Origin of the sequence: Ochrobactrum soli, from assembly GCF_003664555.1 — a bacterium.
GTDB lineage: Bacteria > Pseudomonadota > Alphaproteobacteria > Rhizobiales > Rhizobiaceae > Brucella > Brucella teleogrylli.
Genome location: NZ_RCHH01000027.1, coordinates 1 through 18,781, shown reverse-complemented (window position 1 = coordinate 18,781; position 18,781 = coordinate 1). Strand labels below are relative to the sequence as shown.

The following is an 18,781-nucleotide window of genomic DNA, read 5'->3' as shown; positions in this document are numbered from 1 at the left end:
CGATCATCAGGCGACACAGCGCTTCAAGTCACCATCGGTAATTTCGATCTGTTTTTTGCGAACAACATGATTGTTTGCCAAGACCCGTTTAGCCAGCATGTGATCGGCAGGAGAATTGATTGTTTCTACCGCAGTCAGTTCGTCATTGCGGAAGCGAAACACCGTTTGACGGTTTTCCCCACGCGGATAACTTAGCGTATCGTCCCTCTCTGAGGCGCGTCCCGCTATCTGCAATTTCATATCACCGATATCAGACCAAAACCAATTCAATGCGGTGAACGGTTTGTCTTCCTTGTTGGTAAACCGCTTTGCCAGATACCGCGCCTGGTCAAGTGCATTTTGTACCGACTCAACGCGGTGCAGTGTTCCATCTGCATCTGGAAACAAAGCACAATCACCCAAGGCGTAGAGCCCGGGTGCCACACAAAGTCTACCGTCAACAGTAACGCCGTGTGGCGCACCGACTAGCGAACCATTAGCGATGCCACCAATGCAAATCAGAACCATATCCGTTTCGATTTGCATCCCGTCGCCAAGTTGCAACGACGAGACCCTTTCACGCTCATCAATGGCCCCACAGTCTGCTCGCGCTCCGACAATAATCGTGACACCCCATTCGGTAAGACGCTGATGAATGTGGCTCGCAGTCGCGCGTGACGACATGCGGCCCAGAATTTGCGGCCCCGCCTCGATGACCGTTACATCGCAGCCAAATTTACATCGCGCAACAGCAGCGAATTCAAGCCCTATAAAGCCGCCGCCCACAATCGTCACATGTCGCGCATCCTTTAATCCGCTTGCAAGACGATCTGCATCCTCAAGATTACGAAGATAGTGGACATTCTCTGCTTTCGCGATTGAGGACATTGGGCGCGCGCTCGATCCAGTCGCCAGCACGATTGCGCTTCCTGTCAACTCAGTGTCATCTGAAAGCCGAACTGTGCCCAATTCCGGATTTATAGCGCTTACAAGCGAGCCAAGTTTTAGAATGATGCCACCTTTCTGGAAAAGCTGCTCGGGACGCAGTATAAGATTGTCGCGGATCACGTTGCCGAGTAGGTAGCCCTTGGACAATGGTGGACGCTGATATGGCAAATGGGTTTCGTCGCCGATCAGCGTGATCGGATCGGAGAAGCCTTCCTCGCGTAGCGAAAACGCCAGTTGAGTGCCCGCCTGCCCGGCACCGACGATCAAAATACCAGACTCCTTGCTCGAACATGCCGTCATGGGAGGCTTAGTCCTGGCTAACTGGCAAAAAGATGCGGATGCCGTCCAGATCGCCGGTCAACTCGATCTGGCAGGAAAGCCGCGATGTCGGATTGCGCGGGCTCGCCGTCATTTCGAGCATTTCGTGCTCAAATTCCGATGCCGGTGGAATACGATGTGCCCATTCATTATCGACATAGACATGGCATGTGCAGCAGGAAAGCGCTCCCCCACATTCACCGATTATACCGGCTACATCGTTTTGCACTGCAATTGTCATGATCGAATTGCCTGCACTAGCGTCAACGATCACTTCACTATTGCTATTCGACACAAATATAACTTTTGGCATTTCAGTTTCCGATACTTATGACTTCAATTCGACGGGCACAGAGGCAAAGCTACGCAGGTTATTATTGAGATGGCGGCGGGTTGGCCCCACCGACCGGATCGAAGCAACGCGTTCAATCAGGGCCTTCAAGATGAGTTCCCCCTCCATGCGCGCGATCATCTGCCCAATACACATGTGCACGCCCACACCAAGCCCTAGATGGGTGGGTGTCTTCCGCGTAATGTCCATTTCGTCAGGTCGTTCCCAAGCAGCGGGATCACGATTGGCAGAGGCGAGAAGAATGATAATCTTGTTGTCTTTCGGCACTGTCCGCCCATCATCGAATGTCACGTCTTCCATGGTGAGGCGACAGACGGTCTGAATCGGCGTTTCTAGCCGCATGGCTTCATCAAGCACATTGCGGATTTTTGTCGGATCCTGACGCAGCAATTCATATTGGTCTGGCGCTTTTGCCAAGAGTTGGATTGCAGAAGAAATCATTGATGACGACGTATCAAGACCGCCGCGTAAAAACGAACGAATGAGGAGAGGCGCTGTTTCCGGCTCGATTTCGCCTCGGTCAGCCGCTTCGTAAATCTTCTGGCCAAAACCACCCGGCATTAGAGCATCACGCTGCATCTGGGCGTTGTTCCAATCGATGATCTTAGCGGCTGCAGCTTCCGTGGCGTTGAAGCGCGCATTACGCGGACCCTGCCCATCAAAATTCAACTGGCCCAGCAAAAATAGTTTTTCAGAACGACCAGGGCTGTCAGCCCATCCAATGGCCTGGGGAAATACATCAGCCACAAAACGTTCCGCAAGTTCGCTCACGACGTCGACTTCACCTGCATCCACTAGTTCATCGACCAATTTCTGCGCATAATCAGCAAACTGTTGCTTCCATTCGCGGATAAGCATCGGCGTCAAGACGCGTTGCAAAGCCATGCGAACTCGGGTGTGGTCTGGGGGATCTACTTCCACGATCGGGCTTGGAGCGCGCCAGGCGCCGGGCTTGCGAATATCAGCAATACCTGATCCGGAGGTTGACGAGAAACGCTGCCAATCCTTCAAAACCGGGACGATGTCCGTATAGCGCCCCATAACATAAACGCCATAGCGCTCCATGAAGGCAACAGAACCGGCTGCGCGGACGGTCTCGTGCATGAGGAATGGATTTTCCAGCGTGGAATCGTCGTAGGGATCGATGTCGAGACGACGAACGCTATCTGGAACGGAGATATTTGCACTGTCCATTTGGCTCGGTACTTTGTTCAGGGATTACAGGAAGAGAGCGGGTTCAACACACTCTCCGATCAGGCTGAGCCTCAGTTTTGATCACTTGTAAATAATTGTAAAATACATTTATTCGAGTGAGTAATAACATTTTTTAGGTACCCCATGTCGCAGACACTGAAGCAATTATCTTATATTTGCGCCGTGCGTGAACTTGGCAGCTTTGCAAAGGCTGCGCAGAAAATGAACATTTCACAATCATCGGTACTGGCAGCTGTCGACGCCGCAGAAGAAGAATTCGGATTTCAGATTTTTTCGCGGCAGAAAGGCCGAGGTGTCATTGTCACGCCGGCGGGCGACAAGTTCATCGCCGCGGCACAACGCTTGCTCAGTGCAGAAAGCGAGTTCAACCGTGAAGTTCAATCTGAAAGTCTAACCCGGGGAGAGCTCCGGCTTGGATTGTACCAGCCCTTCAGCTCGATCCTCATAGTGGATGTTCTAACGCGCTTGCGAGCGGAACTGACAGACATCTCCATCGAGCTCTTCGAAGCTGACCAACCAAGCCTTAAGCGGATGCTCGATAAGGGCGAAGTCGATATTATTCTGGTCTATGATCTGGGACCGGATTTCAATGGAACCATCGAGCAAATTGGCCGCTCAACTCCGCACGCGATTGTACCAATCACACATCCACTAGCGCGCAAACAATCGATCAGTATTGATGAAATAGCGAATTATCCGGTGATGCTGCTGAACATGCCAACAACAGTGACTTATAATATGATGATGTTTGATTTTGCAAAAAAGCGCCCAAACTTTGTATTTAAAAGTCAGAACTATGATACTATCATCCGGGCAGTTTCAGCCGGATTTGGCGTTGCGGTTCTTAATCTTTGGCCGCGCGAACCGCTTTCGATCGAAGCCCAAACGCTAAGAATTCCAATTATAGAAAATTTACCGGGTGCCAATATTATTACGGTAGATCACTATGGCGATATGCGGCCAAAGTCAGTCGAAATATTTCTCAAGGTTCTCAAGCAGTATTTTATCGACGTCTTCTAGATATGAGTCCCAAATAAGATCGGCATGCAGACATGCGATAACAGGCAATTTTGAGGAGATGCAGCAGTTTTCCCGTGTGCCCGAAATAGCCTACCGTCGCAACTGAAGCCTATCAGCTCTTTCTAGATTGTTGAGCAACAACATGAAGCAACGATGCTGATCAAAGGCGAGGTCTTATTTCTACAGATTGCCAGTCAAGAGCACATCATACGCGCATCGGATAGAAACCCTCGACCATTTACTTTTTGATCAAAGCGACAGCGAAGTTTGGATTGCCGCTACGGGCGGCAAATCTCAGAATTCGTTGATCAGTCCTTCGTATGCTTTGTTAATCTCTCTCACATCCCGTCGATATTCATCGATGATCCAGTCGCAAATGTCGCGAATGAACCATTCATCCGGTTTGATCGAAGTCACTAGATTACAGCTTCGGCCAGTCGAAACTACAACAGGATGCGATGGAACGAGCGAGCCGTTGGCCAGCAAGGTTGACACCACACTTAACCAGCCGATAGCGTTGCCTTGTCCCATCAGCGCGGCCTGTACAACGACATTGTAATCCGAGAATTGAAGTTCCCGGGCTATCTCTTTCAGTGCATCAATGGAATACAAATCTGCCCACCTGAACTGCGACCCGCTAAGAGTAATCACCTGATTCAAACCCGATTGGGACTGTGTCGAATTGAAATCGAAAACCGGAGATCGCACTGGCAACAGAAACTCTGGCATAAGTGGAAAAATTCGATACCGGTCATCCACTTTCGGGTCGAACCGCATCGCGATATCGGCGTCGTTAACCGGACAATCGAGCGGCCCAATGATCAGTTGCCACTGAATGTCTACATCAGGAAACAGCGCCTGGAATTGGTTCATCCGCGGCATAAACCAATGCGTAGCGAAAGCCCCCGAGACTGATATTCGCAGTGTACGTCGCTTCGTTTGCGCATTTTGTCTTAGTCCAGCCAAAACACGTTCAATGTTTGAAAAGCTCTTCGAGACTTCCGCAAAAAGATCACCTCCATGTTCCGTTAGTTCTGCTCCCGTCGGCGTTCGCTTGAAAAGCTGCATTCCGAGATGAAGTTCCAGACGCCCGATGGTGCGGCTGACTGCGGGACTTGTAACTCCAAGCTCACGTGCCGCGTTTGCAAATGTTCCGCATCGGACTGCCGCTTCAAAGGCGACGAGTGCGTTGAGCGAGGGAAGGAGTCGTCGAATATGTGACATTACAAAATGTAACCCCAGAGGTGATTATTATTGGAATTGATAGAAGGACCAAAAGCATCCCACTGTAGCCCGACAACTGGCTTTTGCCCGGAACAGGAGAGACAACTTTCATGGCCTTCGAAAATTTTAAAGTTCTGACTTTTGATATCGTCGGAACCTGCATCGACTTCGAGAAGGGCATTCTGGATGGTTTCCGCGTCGCAGGCGGAGAGGCCGCGAAGACGCTGAGTGATGATCAGATTTTCCAGCCCTATCTGAAAGCAAGAGAGAAATTTCCGGGCCGCGCAAGCGAGGTCATGCGCGACGTTTATCTCTACGCTGCGAGAGAACTTGGACTGTCGGACGACAGCGCAGCAGGTGACAAATTCCATAGCCACTTCTTTGAATTTCCAGCATTCGAGGATTCCGCTGAAGCGCTCAGACGATTGCGTAGGCATTTTAGACTTGTTGCGATGACCAATTATGATCGTGTCGGTTTCAGCGCCAATTCGAACAAGCTCGGCAACCCGTTTCACGACAGCGTCACTGCTGACGATGCAAGGTATACAAAACCGGATCCACGCTTCTTTTCCTACAATCTTGGGCGCCAATCGGCATTTGGTTTCAAGCAGGATGAAATCCTGCATGTTGCCCAGAGTCAGTACCACGATATAGGCGTCGCTAGAGAGCTGGGGTACAAAGTCTGCTGGATCGAGCGTCGAAAGGGCCTCAAGGGTTTCGGTGGAACACCTGTTCCGAAAGTAGTTACGACGCCGGACTTCCATTTTTCGACCCTGCGAGAACTCGCCGATGCCGTCGAAAGCGAGAGAAAATAACTTGTAAGTAAGCCCAGGTATTTTCCAGATGCGAAAACTCGACCTACCCCGATCTTTGTGGCGTGAGACTGCAACACCACCTCTGAACTGCAAGACATTGGAGGACGACATTGCCGCCGATGTGGTCATTATCGGAGGTGGGTATACGGGCTTGTCGGCCGCCGTAAGAGCAATTGAACTGGGTTTGAAACCTGTTGTTCTCGAAGCAGAAGAAGTCGGCTTCGGCGCCTCTGGAAGAAATGGCGGCGTGGTATCAACGAAGTATCGTGTATCACTAAGCGTCATGGCGCAAACTCACGGCAGGCAAGTCGCTCAACGCATGAACGCGCTCGGTCACAAAGCGATGGATTGCGTTGAAAGCTATGTCGAGCGATTTAAGATCCGAGAAGCGAATCTGACAAAAACCGGGAACATTCGCTGTGCGCATAACGAGGCCGCTTTCGCGGCGCTCGTGGAAGAAGCGAAGACGATCAGGGACATATTCGGCGATACGAGCATCACAGTGCTCGGGGCGAATGAGGTTGCGACAGAGACCGGAAGTACGCGCTTCTATGGAGGAGTTTTGAACGCCCATGCTGGCACCATACATCCTCTTAGTTACTGCCGGGGTTTGGCTAACGCCGTTCTTTTGGCCGGAGGCCTCATTTACGAAAATAGTCCCGCTCTTCGCATAGAGGAAGAAGGCCCGGCAAAACTCGTTTGTATAAAATCCGGATCGATCAGGTGCAAACAGATTCTGATCGCAACGAATGCCTATTCCGACATCACGCCTGCCACCGGCGATGTGCGTAAGACCATCATACCGTTCAGGAGTGCGATCATCTCGACGGAAGCGTTGCCCAGTTCTGTTTTTGATGAAATTCTTTGCAACAACCGGAGCTACAGCGAGACGCGAAGAATGATGCGATGGTTCCGACGTAGCGGCGACTGCTTGCTTTTTGGCGGTAGGGGCGCATTCGGCAAAAATGACTCCATGGCCGCATATGCAACCCTTGAAAGAGCAATGACTGATATCTTCCCGCAGTTGAAAGACTACGGGATCGCCAATCGCTGGTCGGGGGTTGTTGCCATGACGATAGACAGTCTTCCACAAATCGGGTTGATCGATAAGAATATTGGCTTTTCGCTCGGCTACAATGGAACGGGAATCGCGATGTCGAGCCTTCTCGGACGCTACGCGATTGATCTTTTGCAAGGCGAAAAGCCGGATCTGGCGCTGATGCGGCGCCAGAAACCGGTAGACATTCCATTTTTCTCGATGAGAGCGCCAGCCGTCCGTACGGTAGCCGCATGGTATCAGCTGCTGGATAAATTCGGACGCTGAATACGCTCCCAAAATTCTCAAAGCGAGCTGCATATTCTTATTGCGTCCAACATCGCGGAGTGAATGTTCCGACTGGCAAGAGCATCTCCTATCCGGTGAAGCTCAAATCCAGGTCTTTCGCGGATAGGCTGAGACCTGGCGTCGACCATGGCGCGCAAGTCGGTCACACCGTCGTTTGATGAATTGGATCGAAGCGCTTCAAAAACTTCGTTAGACGGAACACTTCCCTGCTCCACAACAACATGATCGACCACAATTGTTTCTGTTTCTCGCGTAATATCATTCAAAAGCGTCGCGATCAGGCGGTTGTTCTGGCGGTGGACTGCAGTCAAACGTGTTTCAGTTTTGGGATAAAGGCCAAATTTCAGAAAGAGCTTTTTCCAGCGTACCCGTTCGGCATAAGTCAGTTCTTCACAGATTTGGGCATCTATGGTGACGAATTGGACCTTGGCTCCAAAGCCAACGGCCTTCTCGGCCGCCAGCGGAGCCGGATGTCGCCCGGTGCCATCAACGACGAGAACTTCACCCGATAGCTTGGACTGACCAGCCAGGATATCCCACGTCGAAACGCATAGATCACCGCCGTGTAGAAGATCAATTTGCGGCATGCCGCCCGTTGCTAGCACGACCACATCAGGATTCAGCGCCAGGATTTCATTTTCATCAAGATAGGCATTTGTTTGAAGTGACACCCCGAGACGATTAAGTTCAGCCACTCGCCACTCAACGATGCCGATGAGGTCACCGCGCCACGATCCCTTCGCGCCAAGAAGAAGCTGACCGCCGAAATCGGACGCCGCTTCAAACAACGAAACCTCATGACCCCGTTCCGCGCATATTCTGGCAGCCTCAAGACCTGCAGGCCCCCCGCCAACCACGACGACCTTACGTTTGCCGTTTTCGGTTTTCGTAAAGACCTGAGGCAGGATTGTCTCTCTTCCCGTTGCCGGATTATGAAGACATGCAGGACGATGCGGCGACTGGCAATGTGTAGCGCCTACGCATGGCCGGATTTCGCTTTCTCGTCCTGACGCTATTTTACTTGCAAGGTATGGATCAGCAATCTGCGCTCTGGTCATGCCCGCCATATCCATTTTGCCTTCGCGGATAGCGTATCGGGCGGAAGCAACATCGGAAATACGTGCGGCATGAAATACCGGAATATCGAGCTCCCAGCGGAAACGTCCGACCGGCTCGACCCACGGTGCAAGTGGCGATCCCATTCCAGGCATAGAGTCTTCCGCGAGACCACGGGTCGTGTCCATCATGCCATAAATCGCATTGAAAAAATCGATCCCGCCAATACCGCGAAGTGCTTGTGCAACCTTCAGAGATTCCTCGAAACCCATACCGCCATCGGGGCCTTCATCCACTGCCATGCGGATACCAACAACGAAATCATCACCGACAGCCTTTCTGATAGCTTCATGCACCATCAGCGGAAACCGCATTCGGTTTTCGAGCGATCCGCCAAAGCGATCGGTTCTGCGGTTGGAAATCGGAGACAGGAATTGCCCTATCATGTGACCACCAGCATGCGTCTCGATGCCGTCCAGCCCTCCCTCCTTGCATCGCAGCGCCGCAGCAGCAAATGCCTTCACAACGCGATTAATATCATGGTCGTCCATCTCTCTGGGTATGCTGCGATGAAGCGTCTCGCGGAGGGGCGACGGCGCAATCATCGCCAGCCTATCGCCGCCATAACTTTCGCCGCGCCGGCCGAGATGTGTTATCTGACACATGAGCGCTGCACCGTGGCGGCGCATACGCTCGGCAAACTGCTGAAAATGTGGGATGATGTCATCTGTTCCAACATTCAGTTGCCGAAAGACATTCGGGGAATCGATATCGATATTGGAGGATCCACCGAACATCGACAGGGCTATTCCACCCTTGGCCTTTTCTTCATGATACCGTTGATAGGCTTCAAGCGGCAGCCCGCTGACCTCCAGACCACACGCGTGGCTGGTGCTCATGATGCGATTGCGAAGTTCGAGATGCTTGATTTTCAGCGGCTGCAGCAGTGGGTCATTTTTGACACCGTTGGAGGCTTGCTGGTACATCGCTTTTCCCTTTGGTTTATAGAAACCCGTTCACACCTGGCGCTCGTCCTGGCATGTTCCTGATGCTACTGATGATTGTCGTGTCGTAATTCGGCTAGAATATCTGACTTAAGAACTGTTGGGTCCGAGGATCCTTGGCTGAGGTAAAGAACTCTTTCGGTGGAGCATGCTCGACGATCACACCTCGATCCGTGAAGTAGATGTGATCGGCCACTTCGCGTGCGAAGCCCATTTCATGGGTAACCAGAATGCAGGTCATCCCGTCGGACGCGAGTTCCTTTATCGTCGCCAATACTTCCTTGACGGTTTCAGGATCGAGCGCCGCGGTAACTTCATCGAAAAGCATAACGTCAGGACGCATGGCCAGGCTTCGCGCGATGGCGACGCGCTGCTGCTGGCCACCTGACAGCTGGCCGGGATACTGGTTTTCCTTGCCAGTAAGTTTGACTTTTGCAATCAGAGCACGCGCCCGTTCCTCAACTTCCTGTTTTGGTTCACGCAGGACCTTGATCGGCGCCATCATGACGTTCTGCAAAACCGTCTTATGCGGAAACAGATTGTACTGCTGAAAGACTATTCCGACCTTTCGCCGCAATGCGAGCTTGTCGAGCTTGGGATCATTCACCTCCTGCCCGGCGACGATTATCGAGCCCTTCTGCACTGGGCTTAGACCATTGATACAACGTATGAGAGTCGATTTGCCCGAACCCGACGGACCGATGATGCAGATCACCTCGCCTTTGCGCACATCAAGACTGATCCCTTTGATAACTTCCAGATCGCCATACGCCTTGTGCACGTCCTTTAGAGAAACCAGAGGGGGTGCATCGATATTTTCTTTATGCAGCATATCTTTTCTCCAGTTTCCTCGTCAGAAGCGCGATTGGATAAATGTACGCGAAGAACAGACAGAGAAGGAACAGATAGAACGGAAAGAGAAATTCCGGCCGTCCGCCCGACGCTTCCATTGCAGCCTGTGCGTTGGCAACAGACTCTCTGACGCTGAATATAGAGGCCATCGGAGTGGAGAGCGTGAGTAGCGCATACCAGTTCATCCATGGGGGTATTGAACGCCGGAAGCTCTGTGGCAATATGATGTTCCAAAGTGTCTGAACACGGGTAAAGCCAAGACTTTCGGCCGATTCCCACTGCCCCGACGGAATGGAACGAACCGCGCCACGGACGATCTCGCTTATGTTGCCCATGACGGGCAGCGCAAAAGCGACGGTTGCTTTCATCCAGCCAGGAAACGGTATCACAATCCCGCCCGGAAGACGAAAATCCTCTGGCATCATATACATGGCGATGAAGAGAATAACGAGCCAAGGCGAGTTTCTCAGGAGATGCGTCACCAGGCGCGCAATGGCTCTTACCGGCCAGAACAAGCTGATCTGCATGAGACCGAGCAGAATTCCGAGAACCGTCGCCAAGGCCATCGCTAAAAAACTCATATAGAGGTTCAGCAAAAAGCCACGCAAGATAAATGGAACCCACCCGAAAAGTGTCTCGACTGCGGTCGGCGTTCCGGCATTCATTGTTTGCGCATAAGCAACACATAATGATCCGAAAAACATTGCAACGAGAACAATTCCGTATCGCAATGACAGAGCGGTAGAGAATGCCGTTACGCCGTAGTGCGAAGGAACGATTGTGAAAGCGCGCTTATTCATGTCCATACCCCGGTAATGCCAAACGGCGTTCGAGAGCGTGGAGGCCCCAGGCGAGAATACTCACGACCGCGACATAGAACACAAAAAGCACGAGGATCATCTCAGGCACGTTGATGTTGTCCGACCAAACCTGATTGAGAACATAGGTCATTTCTGGAACGGCGATAACATAAGCAAGCGAGGTTGTTTTGGCCAAACTCACCAGGTTATTCGTCAAAGCTGGCAGGCTAATGCGAAACGCCAGTGGAAGTGTCACATACATATAGATTTGCCAGTTCGAAAAGCTGAGGCTTTCAGCGGCTTCTTTTGTCGTTTCAGGAACGGCTTCCAGGCCGGCCCGGAATATCTCGACGTTGAACGCCCCACCAAAGATACCAAGCGAGATTACAGCCCACCCAAAAGAAGAGATAATGGGCTCGTAATATCCCCCCATGTCCACGGCTGGCGTGAACGCGCCCAGGCCGAAGTAGAAGAACAAAAGCTGGATCATCGGAGGCGTATTCCGAAACGCCTGGATATAAGCATCAACCGCCACGCGAATTATCGCGCTTTTTGACGTTTGTGCCCAAGCTCCCAACACGCCGATCACCAGCGACAGCAAGATGGAAAACGCCATAAGCCGCAGTGAAATCAACGCCCCTTCGAGAAAACGGCTGAACTCGTAGTCGTCATAGAAGACGATAAAGTTCAAGCCCGCAGTCTCGTTCAGATTGCGGAAGAAACTTGATATATGTTCGATCATCATCACTCCGAGCTACTGCTGATCAGAAAGCACCGGCCTTACTCTTTCGGCTCGAGATAAGCGGTATCCCAATGGAGCTTCTTATTCTGCTCGGTGAACCAACCAGACGGTGCGACACTCCATTTCTTGGCGAGTTCAATCAGCGTACCATCAGCTTGCCAGCGATATGCCATACCCGCCATGAATGAGCCCCAACCCTTATCGCGTTCTTCAAGCGGGACAGCAGCAGCCCACGGATTATTATAAAGGGCCTGAACAGGCATTTCGTAATCTTGCCACTCTGGTGTCTCGAGATCAGCCATGATGCTGACATCATCGTAGACCCAGGCAATGCAACGTCCGGCGCGCAGCGCTTCCTTACCTTCGGAATTTCCGGTAAATGCAATCAACTTTGCTTTCAGTTGCCGTTCGACTTGTTGATTATAGTAGTTTCCCTGCTTTCCGCACACCGGCTTTCCAGCAATGTCGTCCCAGCTTTTGATGACACCCTTCTTGGCAAGCAAGGTCGGCCCCGAGGCCCAGTAAGCGGGTTCAATAATGCCGATGACCTTACGACGTTCCGCAGTATCATACATACCGCCGACAATCAGATCGATCCGGTTCTGTTGGAGGAACTGCATGCGGTTCGCAGATGTTATAATGACGGGCTCTAGTTTGACACCCAGCGCATCCGAGACGCTCTTGGCGAGATCAACTTCGATACCTTGAAGATTGCCGTCCGCACCTGGGAAAGACCAGGGCTTGAAAGCCCCTTGCAAACCAACACGGAGAGTGCCGCGTTCCAGGATTTCCTTCAATCGCTCGCCCTCAGCACGAGCCTGGCTTGCAAAAAGCGAAATCGCCATAGTAAGCGTGGAAACTGCCACCAAAGCAAGATTTTGATGTCTGCGCATACCCATTTCAGTTCACTCCTCTTTTTTGTTTCGTTAGGATTTTGCAGGTTCTCCCGAACGGTGAATTTCCCGTTGGTATTGAAGAAACTTGTCTACTTCGCGCTCGATCTGCTCTGGCTCCCATCCTAGCAAATCCGCGATTTCACTGGCCGCATCAGTTGCAGTGGCTCGGTCTATGTGCCGCCCCCAACCTATGCCGCTACGGGTATAGAAGATACCTTTCAGATCCTGGGCATGTTCTCGCGAGACATAATGCCGAAACGACAACGTGCCTTCATCGGTCGTCAACGGTGTATTCGTCTGCTGCATTAGCCTTCTTTGCCGATCAGGCCGCATCGGAATGTTTGCATCTACCGTTGCCAGCAGCTCCCTTCCTGCACTCATATGGCTCATAACCGGTCCGGCGGTCATCGCGAAAATTCCCGAATGACCTTTGCCCTTCAAATCATGGATTTGCCGAACTCTGTCGCCGTCAGGATTTTTGGGATTGAAGGTCAACGGCCGCACACCGGCCCAGGTAAATTCGACGTTCGGTTTCGTCAGTTTGAGAGTAGGGAGAAGAAAATTGATTTCATCGAGTAGAAACTCAATATCGACGTCATCGGCCCTAACGCTACTAGCGTCGCCTTCGAAATAGGTTTCGGTCGGGCCAATATGATACAGGTCCTCCTTGAACGGCAGACAATAAATCGGCATTCCCAATCGGTTAAGCGCCGCAACCCCATGACCACGATAATAATCCGGAAGACGAACGACTATATGCGCGCCTTTCGTCCCGTGAATCAGACGATCATTCCCCTCCCCGGACACCCCCTGTAGAACGTCATCGATCCAAGTTCCGGCAAGATTGAGAATGATAGGTGCGAACACGCTGCTCATTTCACGATCTGCAGAGCTAAGATCGACCCGCCACAGCCCATCAGAGTTTTTTTCTCTGATGCTCGCATTGGTGAACAAGCGGACATCAGCGCCGAGCTTTTCTGCTTCGATGGCCGCATCGACGCAAAGCCTATCGGGCCAGTCCATGATGTATTCGCGGTAAGTCGCTATCGACTTCAGTTGTTTCCGATCTCGAAGGTCCTTTGCCAAAGGCACTGAGCTATCAAAGTTGCGCTTGTGCCGTTGGTACTCCAGCGGGAGTCGACCCGATCCAAGACGCTTCAAGAGCGAAAGCCCAATGTCCAGGTGCCATCCACGCAGATCATCCGCTTCGTATAAAGGAAAGCACATTTTGAAAGGCTTGCATCGCATTGGTTGGAGACGCACCAGTTCTTCCCGCGCATTCATAGCGGCGCGCGCCATGGAAATCGCGTTCTTCAACTTCAGAGGCGAGGATGCGAACGTGCGGACCGGATGTCTCGTCTCAAAATATCTGAGACCGCAGTGGAGGATCCTGGACGATCTGCTCGACGCGCCGTTTGCGAAATCACCCTTTTCAACAAGCAAGGCCTTATACCCAGCGGCGCAGAGTTCGCGGACAGCGCTGGTACCGTTGATACCGCCGCCAATGACAATCACATCATAACTTTCGTCCCGTGCGGCCTCCATATTCATTTAACTGCTTCCTTCCTCGGCGTCGGGCGAGTACAGCAGCTAATTCGGAATGCTCAAAATAGAAAAATTGGCCTCCATTATGCAGTAAATGCATAATGGATTGAGACCCCGGAAGTCTGGCAACTTAAAGATTCCTATCCGTCAAAAGTGCGGCAACTTCGCCAACACTGCGTCTCGCTCGCTGAAAAGAAGGTCCAGAAGCGCTTCCGATACGCGGCTTTGTGGACGGGAATAAGGGCGAAGAAGCGCCACGTTGAACGGTATTTTAGGCAGGAATGGCACCAGCGTTACCCGATCATCAAGTTGGTGAATGGCCGTGTAAGGGTCTATAAGCGCGACCCCCAAGCCAATTTTGGCAAATTCATATGCCGCAGCGGAAATCGTTGTTTCATAAGCTGGGTCTAGTTTTTCACCCGCCGCGCGGAATGCCTGTGCGATAATCGGGCCAGCTGCGGTGAATGACGCAAATGATACAAATGGTACGTTTCGAAGATCCGGTGGTTCAATTTTGTCGCGGCTCGCGAGATGGTGGTCACGTGGAACCGCAGCAATATAAGTGGCATCGCTGAAAACTTCTGTTTGAAAGCCAGATCTGCGGAATGGGAGTTCAGCAAGACCAAAATCCAGCTGTTGGGACGCCGCCCATTCTTCGATCTTGGCAGAAAGCCGTATATTCAGCTGCACACGTGTTTGAGGCCAGCTATCTTTAAACTTCTTTAGCGCCTGGGGCATGAAACTTATCCCAAGGGCGGGCATAACAGCCGCAGTTATACGGCTGGTTTCACCTTCGGCAACAGTTGCCGCAAAATTTCGCAAAGAATCGAGAGATGTATACGCTCTATCGATTTCATCCAGAAGAAGGTGGGCAACCGATGTCGGCGTGATCAATCCTTTTCTGCGCTCAAACAGAGTGACACCCAACTCGGTTTCAAGCTTATTCAGAAGCCGACTGACGGCGGGTTGACTGCGCCCTATAAGTTCAGCAGCGGCGCTTACCGTTCCAGTTAGCATCACTGCCCGGAAGGCTGAAAAGTAGATGAGGTTCATCCCTACTTCCCAGTTTTGTTTCCCTGGCTTTTTCATCAAATATCATCCCAGCACTTCAGTTGCGGCACACACTCGCCTACAACAGTGCCAAGGGCAAACGAAATAGCAGACAATAGCGATGTTAGATTGCAGTTCACCCGTCAGTATGAAGTAACGGCGTTTATCGGATAACAGCCCAAAGATGTTCCTTCATGACAGCCTCATGCAGCTCGACTCCAAACCCAATGTGTTCTGAGATCGGAAGGCGTCCGTTCCTGACCGTTTCCTCAAAGGGCACGGTAGCCACTTCAATATATCCGGGTATGTCAGCCCAATATGGGAAATGTTCTTGAATATAAAAATTGGGCAAACAGGCGCTCATGTGGGTCGCGATGTTGGCTGCGATAGAACTTCCGCACACATGCGGCTGCACCTTCAAACCATAGGCGTCAGCCATCGCTGATATTTTATGCACTTCCGCGAAACCACCCGCATTGCCAATATCGGGCTGCAATATACTGATCGCACGTCTCTCAAGAAGATCGCGAAAACCTTGTCTGAGATAGTGTCGCTCTCCAGTCGCAATCGGAATATCAATCGACGAAGCGACTTGAGACAACGCACCGAGGTCGCCCGGATCGGTGATTTCCTCCACAAACTCGATATCATATTCTTTGATACTCTCACAAAACCGCATAGTGTCTGCGATAGAAATGCCGCCACCGAAATCAAGCATAAGCCTGATATCGGAACCGATCGCCTTTCGTACGTCGCGCACGCGTTCGATTCCAGCGGTGACGGCGTCACGATTGTCAGAGTATCGACCATTTGGATGCCGCAATGTTCCATTTGGCTGAATCTGCGCCAACGGATACATCTTCAGGGCATAATGTCCGTCGTCAACAGCGTCGGCAGCTTTTCTAATCAGGTCTGAGTTGGATGTCGCTCCAAAATACCAGCCATTCGCATAGTAGTTCAGTTCATCGCGAATTTTTCCGCCAAAGAGTTCATATACTGGCACATTCAACGCTCTGGCGCGAATATCCCACAGCGCCTGTTCCATGGCGCTCATCCCGGCACAAGCAATTCCGCCGGGGTTCTTTAACCAGAACGCCTGGTCGTACATGTCCGAAACGATCCGATTGATGGACAGCGGATTAGCCCCCAGCAAAAACCGTTCGCTCAGATCTTTAATCATACCCGCAACAGCTGTGCCACCGCTTCCATAGGAAATGGCGGCCTCGCCTAATCCGGATATGCCCTCATCCGTCTGAATTTTCACCAGAACGGGCTTCAGGCCCTGTCCGCGCACATAGTAAACGTTGACGGACACAATTTTCATTTTTCAAACCCCACGTACAGGAGAAGCACTCATTCCGCCGCGACCCCCGCCTGACGCAGTTTCAACCTGAAATCCTCCAGCGTTCCCTTATGCTCCCACGTCTGAACGGTGTTGTGAGGACACTCAATAAAAATATAATCTTCGGTAACCGACAAAATTCTGGAAACCTTTATAAGTTTTGTTACAAATCCTCCCGCGCCAAGATCATCGATGACAGCTTTCCGATCCTCATCATATCCATGATATACTTTCGAAGCTCGAATTTCTGCAGTTACATACGCCATATAATCGTGTCCTCTTGGCTTTTTTGACATATTGATGAATAATACATCATTATATGAGCCGCACCTCGAAAGTAGAAATCGAAATTACGCTGATCGGTATGCCGATTTTGCATACCTAAAGTCTGGCGGAAAGCTACTGTTGTGGTGTCGTTAAACCAAAATCTGCTGAACTGGGAATACTGGGTAACCTACTAATCGAAAGTGCGAAGCATCAGGAAAGCTTAGAAATTGTCGGAAGTGCTTCATTCTCAAGGACTGCGGATTCCTGTCAAGGATCGCCTTTATCACTGTGCCGAACACAATCACAAACGCCTTGAATGGATATGAACCACTGTCCCCCGCAATAGGCGAAGTGCTGACTACTAGTCAGGAATGAATTCTTCGGGGCTTGAACGGCAGCAATAGAGCCGAAATCTGCCAGTTCCTTTAACACCCATCTCAGGCTTTAGTCCAGGATAAGCGCAATGACCGCTGTAGAACCTGTAGGAATGCTACGCCAATGACTCGCGCAGTGCGGACGCGCACTTCTCCGCAATTAGGGTGGTGAGCAATAGGGACACCTTCTATTACTCATAAATATATGATATTGAGAGCGATAAAAATGGATACTATCACTCATGCCCTGGAACTGGACACAGCCTGATTGGCCGCATTTTCGCTATGACACGTCTGCACTAGCGGCACTAGAACAGCGATTTCTGCTCGCCTCCGGCGAAGTCATCGGCGCTGTGCGTCACATCGATCCCGGCGACCGCGACCGGTTGCGCATCGAACTCTTGAGCGACGAAGCGATCAAGACGAGCGCGATCGAAGGCGAAACATTGGATCGCTTAAGCGTCCAGTCATCACTGCGACGGCAGCTTGGCTTGGATACGGACCGGCGTTCGGTGCAACCACGTGAACACGGCATCGCGGAAATGACGGTCGACGTTTATGGCACCTATGCCCTGCCGCTTGATGACGCGACAATGTTTCGGTGGCATACCATGTTAATGGCAGGCAGTCGGCATCTGGAAAGCATCGGTGCTTATCGCAGCCACTCCGACGCTATGCAGATCGTCTCTGGCCAGTTGGACCGCCCGACGATTCATTTCGAGGCGCCGCCATCAGCGCAAGTACCGGAAGAAATGCATCGGTTCATATCGTGGTTCAACGCAAGCGCTCTGACCGGCGGTACGCCCCTCCCCGCGCTTACTCGCGCCGGCCTTAGCCATCTGTGGTTCGAAAGCATTCATCCATTCGAGGACGGCAATGGACGGCTTGGTCGCGCACTCGCCGAAAAAGCACTGGCACAGTCGCTAGGGCAGCCGAGCCTGATCATGCTGAGCTTTACCATCGAACAGCAACGGAAGGCCTATTACGATCAGCTGGAAACCCATCAGCGGACCCTCGACGTCACCGAATGGTTGGTATGGTTTTCCCAAACCGTGCTGGCGGCTCAACAAACAACGCTGGATCGTGTCGCCTTTTACATCGCCAAGGCACATTTCTACGACCGGTACAGGGGAGCGTTCAATCCTCGTCAGGAGAAAGTCATTGCGCGTCTGTTCGAGGCGGGGCCGGATGGCTTTATCGGTGGCCTCAGCGCGGACAACTATCTCGCCATCACCCGCACGTCGCGCGCCACCGCCACCCGCGATTTGCAGGACCTGGTCGAAAAAGGGGCGTTGACGCGCAGCGGTCAGCTTCGTTTCACACGATACGCGCTGAACTGGGGCAGACCGCGTGGGGAATTCTGATTTACTCATTAACAAGCTCGACCCGTTCCTTGTAAATGACGTAGCTCCAATTCCAGATTGCCAGTCAAGATTCTGTCTCGGGAGACGCGGCGTCCTATCGCCAACTCTCGCCACAATTCTTTCTCTACTGGCCGCAGTATCCATCGTCATATTCAACGTTTGGCACAATATATATCGTGAGGGCATTGCCAAGTTGTTTGACCTTTGCATTTCGGTTATCAAGGCGCGATGAAATTACCGAGCAACTTTCCCCGGTTGAAGGGTTTTCGTTTT

17 protein-coding genes are annotated in these 18,781 nt (G+C 51.7%); 4 read left to right on the top strand and 13 right to left on the bottom strand.

Annotation, left to right across the window (positions count from 1 at the left end; translation table 11 throughout):
- Positions 1 to 6: 6 nt before the first annotated feature.
- Genes D8666_RS22920 through D8666_RS22910 form a run of 3 tightly spaced genes read right to left on the bottom strand, consistent with a single transcriptional unit; the run spans position 7 to position 2,791 of the window.
- On the bottom strand, positions 7 to 1,227 hold the full coding sequence (locus tag D8666_RS22920; protein ID WP_121539559.1) for an NAD(P)/FAD-dependent oxidoreductase: 1,221 nt from the start codon (positions 1,225 to 1,227) through the stop codon (positions 7 to 9).
- 7 nt (positions 1,228 to 1,234) lie between these two features.
- Positions 1,235 to 1,558, bottom strand: coding sequence for a 2Fe-2S iron-sulfur cluster-binding protein (locus D8666_RS22915; RefSeq protein WP_121539558.1), 324 nt, complete (start codon positions 1,556 to 1,558; stop codon positions 1,235 to 1,237).
- Between the two features lie 15 nt (positions 1,559 to 1,573).
- On the bottom strand, positions 1,574 to 2,791 hold the full coding sequence (locus D8666_RS22910) for a cytochrome P450 (protein WP_121539557.1): 1,218 nt from the start codon (positions 2,789 to 2,791) through the stop codon (positions 1,574 to 1,576).
- 144 nt (positions 2,792 to 2,935) lie between these two features.
- Here D8666_RS22910 and D8666_RS22905 point away from each other — a divergent pair, with 144 nt between their 5' ends.
- Positions 2,936 to 3,832 (top strand): LysR family transcriptional regulator, encoded by an 897-nt coding sequence (locus D8666_RS22905; RefSeq protein WP_121539556.1) that lies wholly within the window; start codon positions 2,936 to 2,938, stop codon positions 3,830 to 3,832.
- A 294-nt stretch (positions 3,833 to 4,126) separates the two neighbouring features.
- Here the strand turns inward: D8666_RS22905 and D8666_RS22900 are convergent, their stop codons facing one another.
- The gene (locus D8666_RS22900) at positions 4,127 to 5,056 is read right to left on the bottom strand and encodes a LysR family transcriptional regulator (RefSeq protein ID WP_121539555.1); all 930 of its coding nucleotides are present in this window, start codon (positions 5,054 to 5,056) and stop codon (positions 4,127 to 4,129) included.
- A 110-nt stretch (positions 5,057 to 5,166) separates the two neighbouring features.
- Here D8666_RS22900 and D8666_RS22895 point away from each other — a divergent pair, with 110 nt between their 5' ends.
- Both D8666_RS22895 and D8666_RS22890 read left to right on the top strand, forming a co-directional pair.
- Positions 5,167 to 5,871, top strand: a complete 705-nt coding sequence (locus tag D8666_RS22895; RefSeq protein ID WP_121539554.1) for an HAD-IA family hydrolase — start codon at positions 5,167 to 5,169, stop codon at positions 5,869 to 5,871.
- A 28-nt stretch (positions 5,872 to 5,899) separates the two neighbouring features.
- The gene (locus D8666_RS22890) at positions 5,900 to 7,195 is read left to right on the top strand and encodes an NAD(P)/FAD-dependent oxidoreductase (RefSeq protein WP_121539553.1); all 1,296 of its coding nucleotides are present in this window, start codon (positions 5,900 to 5,902) and stop codon (positions 7,193 to 7,195) included.
- Positions 7,196 to 7,212: 17 nt separating this feature from the next.
- Here D8666_RS22890 and D8666_RS22885 read toward each other — a convergent pair whose 3' ends face one another.
- The 9 genes from D8666_RS22885 to D8666_RS22845 form a co-directional block, all read right to left on the bottom strand.
- Positions 7,213 to 9,258, bottom strand: a complete 2,046-nt coding sequence (locus tag D8666_RS22885; protein ID WP_121539552.1) for an NADH:flavin oxidoreductase — start codon at positions 9,256 to 9,258, stop codon at positions 7,213 to 7,215.
- A 94-nt stretch (positions 9,259 to 9,352) separates the two neighbouring features.
- Entirely contained in the window at positions 9,353 to 10,108 is a 756-nt protein-coding gene (locus D8666_RS22880) for an amino acid ABC transporter ATP-binding protein (RefSeq protein WP_113534673.1), read from the bottom strand.
- On the bottom strand, positions 10,098 to 10,928 hold the full coding sequence (locus tag D8666_RS22875) for an amino acid ABC transporter permease (protein WP_121539571.1): 831 nt from the start codon (positions 10,926 to 10,928) through the stop codon (positions 10,098 to 10,100). The genes D8666_RS22880 and D8666_RS22875 overlap by 11 nt, the downstream gene beginning before the upstream one ends.
- Positions 10,921 to 11,670 carry an amino acid ABC transporter permease gene (locus D8666_RS22870; protein WP_029928513.1) on the bottom strand — a complete coding sequence of 250 codons (750 nt, stop codon included), beginning with the start codon at positions 11,668 to 11,670 and terminating at the stop codon, positions 10,921 to 10,923. The genes D8666_RS22875 and D8666_RS22870 overlap by 8 nt, the downstream gene beginning before the upstream one ends.
- A gap of 38 nt (positions 11,671 to 11,708) precedes the next feature.
- Positions 11,709 to 12,569, bottom strand: coding sequence for a transporter substrate-binding domain-containing protein (locus D8666_RS22865; RefSeq protein ID WP_328589830.1), 861 nt, complete (start codon positions 12,567 to 12,569; stop codon positions 11,709 to 11,711).
- 27 nt (positions 12,570 to 12,596) lie between these two features.
- A complete protein-coding gene (locus tag D8666_RS22860) occupies positions 12,597 to 14,117 on the bottom strand; it encodes an FAD-dependent oxidoreductase (protein WP_121539550.1) in 1,521 nt (506 codons plus the stop codon).
- 141 nt (positions 14,118 to 14,258) lie between these two features.
- Positions 14,259 to 15,200, bottom strand: coding sequence for a LysR family transcriptional regulator (locus tag D8666_RS22855; protein WP_235859053.1), 942 nt, complete (start codon positions 15,198 to 15,200; stop codon positions 14,259 to 14,261).
- Positions 15,201 to 15,324: 124 nt separating this feature from the next.
- Positions 15,325 to 16,485 carry a mandelate racemase/muconate lactonizing enzyme family protein gene (locus D8666_RS22850; RefSeq protein WP_121539549.1) on the bottom strand — a complete coding sequence of 387 codons (1,161 nt, stop codon included), beginning with the start codon at positions 16,483 to 16,485 and terminating at the stop codon, positions 15,325 to 15,327.
- Positions 16,486 to 16,514: 29 nt separating this feature from the next.
- Positions 16,515 to 16,769 carry a hypothetical protein gene (locus D8666_RS22845; protein WP_121539548.1) on the bottom strand — a complete coding sequence of 85 codons (255 nt, stop codon included), beginning with the start codon at positions 16,767 to 16,769 and terminating at the stop codon, positions 16,515 to 16,517.
- Positions 16,770 to 17,386: 617 nt separating this feature from the next.
- Here D8666_RS22845 and D8666_RS22840 point away from each other — a divergent pair.
- Positions 17,387 to 18,508 (top strand): Fic family protein, encoded by a 1,122-nt coding sequence (locus tag D8666_RS22840; RefSeq protein ID WP_121539547.1) that lies wholly within the window; start codon positions 17,387 to 17,389, stop codon positions 18,506 to 18,508.
- Positions 18,509 to 18,781 lie beyond the last annotated feature (273 nt).

Excerpts from the sequence above, each read along its gene's own strand:
- D8666_RS22920 (WP_121539559.1), bottom strand. The coding sequence starts at position 1,227 with ATGACGGCATGTTCGAGCAAGGAGTCTGGTATTTTGATCGTCGGTGCC.
- D8666_RS22915 (WP_121539558.1), bottom strand. The coding sequence starts at position 1,558 with ATGCCAAAAGTTATATTTGTGTCGAATAGCAATAGTGAAGTGATCGTT.
- D8666_RS22910 (WP_121539557.1), bottom strand. The coding sequence starts at position 2,791 with ATGGACAGTGCAAATATCTCCGTTCCAGATAGCGTTCGTCGTCTCGAC.
- D8666_RS22905 (WP_121539556.1), top strand. The coding sequence starts at position 2,936 with ATGTCGCAGACACTGAAGCAATTATCTTATATTTGCGCCGTGCGTGAA.
- D8666_RS22900 (WP_121539555.1), bottom strand. The coding sequence starts at position 5,056 with ATGTCACATATTCGACGACTCCTTCCCTCGCTCAACGCACTCGTCGCC.
- D8666_RS22895 (WP_121539554.1), top strand. The coding sequence starts at position 5,167 with ATGGCCTTCGAAAATTTTAAAGTTCTGACTTTTGATATCGTCGGAACC.
- D8666_RS22890 (WP_121539553.1), top strand. The coding sequence starts at position 5,900 with ATGCGAAAACTCGACCTACCCCGATCTTTGTGGCGTGAGACTGCAACA.
- D8666_RS22885 (WP_121539552.1), bottom strand. The coding sequence starts at position 9,258 with ATGTACCAGCAAGCCTCCAACGGTGTCAAAAATGACCCACTGCTGCAG.
- D8666_RS22880 (WP_113534673.1), bottom strand. The coding sequence starts at position 10,108 with ATGCTGCATAAAGAAAATATCGATGCACCCCCTCTGGTTTCTCTAAAG.
- D8666_RS22875 (WP_121539571.1), bottom strand. The coding sequence starts at position 10,928 with ATGAATAAGCGCGCTTTCACAATCGTTCCTTCGCACTACGGCGTAACG.
- D8666_RS22870 (WP_029928513.1), bottom strand. The coding sequence starts at position 11,670 with ATGATCGAACATATATCAAGTTTCTTCCGCAATCTGAACGAGACTGCG.
- D8666_RS22865 (WP_328589830.1), bottom strand. The coding sequence starts at position 12,569 with ATGGGTATGCGCAGACATCAAAATCTTGCTTTGGTGGCAGTTTCCACG.
- D8666_RS22860 (WP_121539550.1), bottom strand. The coding sequence starts at position 14,117 with ATGAATATGGAGGCCGCACGGGACGAAAGTTATGATGTGATTGTCATT.
- D8666_RS22855 (WP_235859053.1), bottom strand. The coding sequence starts at position 15,200 with ATGAAAAAGCCAGGGAAACAAAACTGGGAAGTAGGGATGAACCTCATC.
- D8666_RS22850 (WP_121539549.1), bottom strand. The coding sequence starts at position 16,485 with ATGAAAATTGTGTCCGTCAACGTTTACTATGTGCGCGGACAGGGCCTG.
- D8666_RS22845 (WP_121539548.1), bottom strand. The coding sequence starts at position 16,769 with ATGGCGTATGTAACTGCAGAAATTCGAGCTTCGAAAGTATATCATGGA.
- D8666_RS22840 (WP_121539547.1), top strand. The coding sequence starts at position 17,387 with ATGCCCTGGAACTGGACACAGCCTGATTGGCCGCATTTTCGCTATGAC.